Here is a 5173-nt window from a genome sequence, read left to right as displayed (position 1 = left end):
TATCCTTCAAGGCTCTGAAAACATAAAAGGTGGACTTCCAATGACAATCTTCCCTGAGGGCACAAGAAGTAAGGATGGCCTTGTTCATGAGTTTAAGGCTGGTTCATTTAAGATGGCTACTCGTGTTGATGCAATAATCTGTCCTTGTGTAATAAAAGGTACTAGATATCTATTTGAAACACCTTTTTCTCTTTTGAGAAAGAAGGTTTATATTACTTTCTTACCTCCAGTTGATACTTCAAAGTTAAGTGAAGATGAGAAGAAAGATATACATAGTATCGTTGAAAATAGCATCAGAGAGTGCTATGAAAAGCTTCCTGAAATTAAAAAGAATAAATAATGCTAAAAGTAGAAAATCTTTCTTTTTCTTATACTGTTTATGAAAGCACCTCTAATAGGGTGCTTTTTGACAATGTTTCATTTGAATGTGGTGAAAATGAAAATGTGCTAATTTTGGGAAATCCTGAAAAAGGAAAATCTACACTTTCCATGATTCTTTCAGGATTAACGCCAAAATACAATGATGGAACACTAAGCGGCAGTATTACCTATGATTCTATGGATGTAAGTACTGCACTTGAGGAGATGACAGTTTTTTCTTTAGTTGTTCAAAATGCTACAGATTTTATCATTTCATCAACAGTAGAAGAAGAAATTGTTTTCCCAATGGAAGCTTTAGGCCTTGATAAAAATGAAATGGAAAAAAGGCTTAGCGAGGTACTAGCTTTTTGGGGACTTGAAAAATATAGAGATATTTCTACATCAGAGCTAAGTGGTGGTGAAAAACGTCGATTAATGCTTTGTGCAGCAGATGTTTGTCAAAGTAAATATATAATTTATGACGAAGCTTTTGATGACCTTGATATTAGTTATAGAAAAAAACTAAGCCAAAGATTGAAAGAGAGAAAGTGTGGATCTGTTGTTTTTGCTTCTCACTATCTTTCATGTTTTGATGGCATATTTGATAAAACCTATATTTTAGATAATACGTTAATTGAAGCAGATGAAAAGCTAATTAATAGATTTTCTGAAATACCTAAGTTTATAATTAACTCCAAAATAACTGATGAAGAATTAGTTGTTAGAAACCTTACCTTTACCCATCCTCATAGATCTGTATTAGAGGAGAGGCCTTTTACAATCAAAGTTGATAACTTTTCGCTCAAGAAGGGGGATGTTGTAACTCTTAAGGGATTAAATGGAAGTGGCAAATCTACATTTTCATCAATCCTATGCGGGCTTTATGATAAGGAAAGTGGTGAAATAAGATATAAAGGAAAGAGTCTAAAGAAGAAGGAATTATCAAGAATTGTGGGCTATATGTTCCAAAATCCTGATTTCCAAATCTTCTTACCAACTGCTTATGATGAGCTTTCATTTGCCTTAGACTATTTAAAGCTTACCCAAAAAGAGAAGAAAAAGAGGGGTGAAGAGTTATTATCTATTTTTAATTTAAAGGGTGATGAAGTTGCCTCATTGATGAGTTATGGAGAAAGAAAAAGACTTCAATGTGCCATTTATTACTCTCTTGATAGACCTTTTTATATCCTAGATGAATTAGATAGTGCCCTTGATTACAAAGAATCTATTAGACTAATAAATTTACTATCATCAAAGGGGTCTGGAATATTGTTAATAACCCATGATGAAGAATTTGCAAATAAGATTACTAATCATGGCTACTATATAGAAAATGGAGTGTTATATGCAGATTAATACTTATATAGCATCCTCTTCTTTTTATCATAGGTTTGATGTTAGAGCAAAAATCATTTTTACTCTATTAATGTGCATCTCTGTATTCTTTGAAATGCCACTTAGTATGCATTACTTATTAATTGTATTAATAACATTATTATCATTAATTTCTGTTAAGCTTAAGGTAACACTTCATAACATCAAGCTATTGCTCCCCGTAACAATTTTTATGGTTTTATTTATGCCTCTTCAAGAAAGAAGTGGAAGTGTTCTCTTAAGCTATCATGGTTTTACTATCATCACATATGAAGGACTACATATTGTACAGGTGTTAATTTCAAGATTTTATTTTATCTCTTTAATTTGCACACTGTTACTTGAAACTTCCACTAGTAGAGATATTTTACTTGCTTTAAAGAGCTTTAAACTCCCCGATTCAGCTTGTATGGTGCTCTCCCTAGCTCTTAGATTTATTCCTTCGTTTGCTTCAACTTTTAGTAGAATAAAAGATAGTCAAAGATTAAGACTTCCAAATCCAGAGAGTGCAGATAGTGAGAAGAAATCATTTACCAAGCTTATTCCAACATTCACTTCAGCTCTAGTTGTAGCTTTAAAAAGTATAAATACAACAGCTGCAGCATTGGACCTAAGAGGGTATGGAAGAAAGAGAAAAAAATCTGAATTTCATAGTCTTCCTGGAGGAATAAAACTGTTTACACATTTGGCTATTAGCATTATTATTCCTGCTATATTTTTATTGACCTTGGAGGCTATAAATGTCTAAAGAAAAGAGTAGTACAGTAAAAATTGCAACCCTTGCAATTTGTATTGCTGTAGTATGTGTTTTTACAATGGTTATAAAGATTCCAACAGCAAGAGGATATCTTAATCCATGTGATGTAGCTATATGTTTTATTGCATACACACTTGGTCCTGTAACCGCTGGATTATCAGCAGGAATTGGAACCGCCTTAGCAGATGCTCTCGGAGGTTATCCACAATGGGCAATTATTAGCTTTATTGTTCATGGTTTAGAAGGCCTTTTGATGGCATTAATTATGAATAAGGATGAAATTACATTAGCAAGAAAGATTATTGCAGGTATCGTTTGTATGGTAGTTGTAGCTGGTGGCTATTGCCTCTTAGCAGGTATGTTCTTAACAGGCTTTCCAACTGCTATTGCTGAAATTCCTGGTAATTTAATTCAAAGTGGTGTAGGTGTTGTTGCTGGCTTTATTTTAAGCGAAGCAGTAAGGAAGGCTTATCCACCTGTAAAGACAATATCTTGGTAGAACTATGGAAAAGAATCACGATACTGTAATTGTTTTAGATTTTGGTGCTCAATATAGCCAGCTTATTGCTAGAAGAGTTAGAGAGCTTGGAGTATACAGTCAAATTGTACCTTTCAATACTAGTGCAGAGGAAATAAAAAAAATGGCTCCGAAGGGAATTATTTTCTCAGGTGGTCCTGCATCAGTAAGCCAAGCTCTTTCACCTAGGCCTGATAAAGAAATCTTTAATCTTAATATTCCTATCCTTGGAATATGTTATGGTTTACAAGTAATGTCTCTTTTACTTGGTGGTCATGTTACATGTCCAGAAAAAAAGGAATATGGTATTGCTAATATCAATATTATAAAAGCGAGTAAGCTATTAAAAGATGTTTCAAACCTTTCTCAGGTTTGGATGAGCCATGGAGATAGCGTAGATAAAATCCCTGAAGGCTTTAGCACAACTGCAAACACTCCAAACTGTCCATATACAGTAATTGAAGATGAAAAAAGAAACTTTTATGGAGTTCAGTTCCACCCTGAAGTAGTACACTCTGTTGAAGGTCAAAAGATGCTTTCTAATTTCGTTCTTGATATTTGTAAAGCTAAAGCTGACTGGAATATGGGTAACTTCATAAATGAAGCAGTTGAGAGTATTAGAAAAGAAGTTGGCGATGGACAAGTCTTGTGTGGATTATCTGGTGGTGTTGACTCCTCTGTTGCAGCTGTATTAATTCATAAAGCTATTGGTGATAAGCTTGTATGTGTATTCGTCAATAACGGTATGCTCAGAAAGAATGAAGCAGAAAACGTTCTTAACCTTTTTGGAAAGCACTTTAATATGAGACTTCAGTATGCCGATGCAGAGGAAATGTTCTTAACAGCTTTAAAAGGTAAAACAGATCCAGAGGATAAGAGAAAAACAATTGGTAAGCTCTTTGTTGATACTTTCTACAATGAAGCAAGAAAGTGTGGGGAAATTACACACTTAGCTCAAGGAACTCTTTATCCAGATATTGTTGAATCAAAATCTCCATTTGGAGGTCCTACCTCAACAATTAAATCCCACCACAATGTAGGTGGCCTTCCTGAAGATTTAAAGTGGAAGTTACTTGAACCTTTAAAAGAGCTTTTTAAAGATGAAGTAAGAGAACTTGGTAGAGAGTTAGGCCTTCCTGAAGAACTAGTAGACCGTCATCCATTCCCTGGTCCAGGTCTTGGTGTTAGATGTATTGGTGAAGTAACTAAAGAGCGTCTTGATACCTTAAGAGATGTTGATGCTATCTTTATTGAGGAAATAAGAAATGCTGGACTTTACCATGAAATTTGGCAAGCTCTTGCTGATTTATTACCTGTAAAGAGCGTTGGCGTACAAGGTGATGAAAGGACTTATAGAGAAGTTTGTACTCTACGTGCTGTTACTAGCCAAGATGCTATGACCGCAGATTGGTATCGCCTCCCATATGATGTAATGCAAAAATGTGCTTCTAGAATATGTAATGAAGTAAAAGGTGTTAATAGAGTCCTTTATGATATCACTTCAAAACCACCAGCAACAATAGAGTGGGAATGATTATATTTTTAACGTGATAAATAAATCGTTATAAGACAATTATTTGTTTTATGACGATTTTTATTTTATGTCAATTATCGCTATTATTTCGGATTTTTCCTTCTAAATTCCTATCAGCGGGTATACGTATTATTTTTATTATCTGGGCTTCTACCATAAGTATGTAGCCTCCGCTCCGGTCTCGGTGTTGTAGAAAAGAAGGACTGCCTTACGACCACAAAGGGTCTTATCATGTTCTGGGAGGCTTATGTGAAATTTAGCATAGGCCGCCTTATGCGCAGGTTTTGAATATGAGGCGATTTCAAGGTGCCGTCGTCTTAAAAATATCGGAATCAGCCGTCCTATTTCATAAAGGGATATCAGATATTCCATAGAGGCGATGACACTATTTTCACGATTTACAGAGGGTGGGGGCTGAAGATACATCCAAATTACCTTCGTATGATGATATTCCTATGGTTGTTGAACATAGTATTGTCGGCTTTTCTTTCGTAAATCACGCATCCATAGACTACGATATCCATTCAATATGCAGTACTCTATAGAAGAAGTATCATCTGATTAAGATGGTTGTTGCTGTTTTTGTAAAGGTGGATGAATCCTTTTTTCTGATAATAGCCGATAAGATCGT

At 34.8% G+C, this 5173-nt stretch carries 5 protein-coding genes; all 5 read left to right on the top strand.

Translation table 11 applies throughout. The features are described from left to right. The coding region (locus tag SOY52_RS10960) for a lysophospholipid acyltransferase family protein (protein WP_320848997.1) at window positions 1-340 on the top strand (340 nt) is incomplete at its 5' end. Then, window positions 340-1716 (top strand): ATP-binding cassette domain-containing protein, encoded by a 1377-nt coding sequence (locus SOY52_RS10955; RefSeq protein ID WP_320848996.1) that lies wholly within the window; start codon window positions 340-342, stop codon window positions 1714-1716. The genes SOY52_RS10960 and SOY52_RS10955, both read left to right, overlap by 1 nt. Further along, window positions 1706-2482, top strand: a complete 777-nt coding sequence (locus SOY52_RS10950) for an energy-coupling factor transporter transmembrane component T (protein ID WP_320848995.1) — start codon at window positions 1706-1708, stop codon at window positions 2480-2482. The genes SOY52_RS10955 and SOY52_RS10950 overlap by 11 nt, the downstream gene beginning before the upstream one ends. Continuing rightward, window positions 2475-2990, top strand: a complete 516-nt coding sequence (locus SOY52_RS10945) for an ECF transporter S component (RefSeq protein WP_320848994.1) — start codon at window positions 2475-2477, stop codon at window positions 2988-2990. Before SOY52_RS10950 ends, SOY52_RS10945 begins: the two co-directional genes overlap by 8 nt. A 4-nt stretch (window positions 2991-2994) precedes the next feature. Next, complete coding sequence (gene guaA, locus SOY52_RS10940; RefSeq protein WP_320848993.1) at window positions 2995-4542, top strand: glutamine-hydrolyzing GMP synthase; 1548 nt, start codon at window positions 2995-2997, stop codon at window positions 4540-4542. Window positions 4543-5173: the final 631 nt, after the last annotated feature.

Origin of the sequence: Bullifex sp., from assembly GCF_034103065.1 — a bacterium.
Taxonomy (GTDB): domain Bacteria; phylum Spirochaetota; class Spirochaetia; order Sphaerochaetales; family Sphaerochaetaceae; genus Bullifex.
The sequence above is the reverse complement of the archived record's forward strand: the minus strand, read 5'-3'. Positions and strand labels throughout refer to the sequence as shown.

Excerpts from the sequence above, each read along its gene's own strand:
- SOY52_RS10955 (WP_320848996.1), top strand. The coding sequence starts at position 340 with ATGCTAAAAGTAGAAAATCTTTCTTTTTCTTATACTGTTTATGAAAGC.
- SOY52_RS10950 (WP_320848995.1), top strand. The coding sequence starts at position 1,706 with ATGCAGATTAATACTTATATAGCATCCTCTTCTTTTTATCATAGGTTT.
- SOY52_RS10945 (WP_320848994.1), top strand. The coding sequence starts at position 2,475 with ATGTCTAAAGAAAAGAGTAGTACAGTAAAAATTGCAACCCTTGCAATT.
- guaA (WP_320848993.1), top strand. The coding sequence starts at position 2,995 with ATGGAAAAGAATCACGATACTGTAATTGTTTTAGATTTTGGTGCTCAA.